The sequence below is a fragment of the Spongiactinospora gelatinilytica genome, assembly GCF_003236385.1.
Taxonomy (GTDB): domain Bacteria; phylum Actinomycetota; class Actinomycetes; order Streptosporangiales; family Streptosporangiaceae; genus Spongiactinospora; species Spongiactinospora gelatinilytica.
Genome location: NZ_POUA01000792.1, coordinates 1 through 778 on the forward strand (window position 1 = coordinate 1; position 778 = coordinate 778).

Genomic DNA, 778 nt, shown 5'->3' on the forward strand with positions numbered 1-778 from the left:
GCCTGGTGCTGGGGGTCGGGGCCGGTTTCACCGCCGCGTGGCGGCTGTCGATGCCCTACCTCGACTATTTGCGAGGTTCGCTGGTCCCGTTGCTGCTGATCTGTGCGGCCGTGCTGGTGGTGGCCGTGCTCGGCACGGCGCTCGCCCCGCGACTCGCCGCGCTGCGCCTGCCGTCCCGCCTGCCCGACGTCGTGGCGGCGCTGGTCGTCGCGGCCACGCTGATCCTCGCGGCGCGCCCATGGTTCCAGACCGTACGACGCTTCCCCGACAACGAGTACGACCGCCGGACCAGGGATTTCATCGAGGCGATCCAACGCGGCACCGGCCTGCCACCCGACGGCACCCGCCTCTACTACGAGCACAGCCTCACCTGGGTGACCTGGTACGTCGGCCTCCCGGTAGTCCTCCTCGCCACCCTCGCCGCCGTCATCCTGGCCAGACGCCTCACCACGCCCGTTTGTTCCGGAGCCGGCAGAGGATCGCAGGGAGCGGGCAGGTCGGCCGGGACCGCGGAGGCCCCTGTGCCGACCATCAACGCCGGCATCGCCGGGCCCCATGAGCCTGATCAGGCGCCCGGAGTCGGGGCGCATGGAGCCGCCGAGGCCGATGACGCGATCCCCGGGACCAGTGGGGCCGACAGGGCCGAGGCGATCACGAGCACTGCCGTTCCGGTCAACGGGGCCGATGACCCGATCATCGAGGCCGGTGCGGGTGATCAGAAGTCCCGGGCCGAGGCCGGGGTACATGGGGCCGACAGGGCCGTTGGGGGTGGTGGCGT

Annotated in this window: 1 pseudogene; it reads left to right on the forward strand. The window is 72.0% G+C overall.

What is annotated here, in order from left to right:
• A pseudogene (locus tag C1I98_RS42420) lies at positions 1-778 on the forward strand (hypothetical protein); the annotation flags it as partial.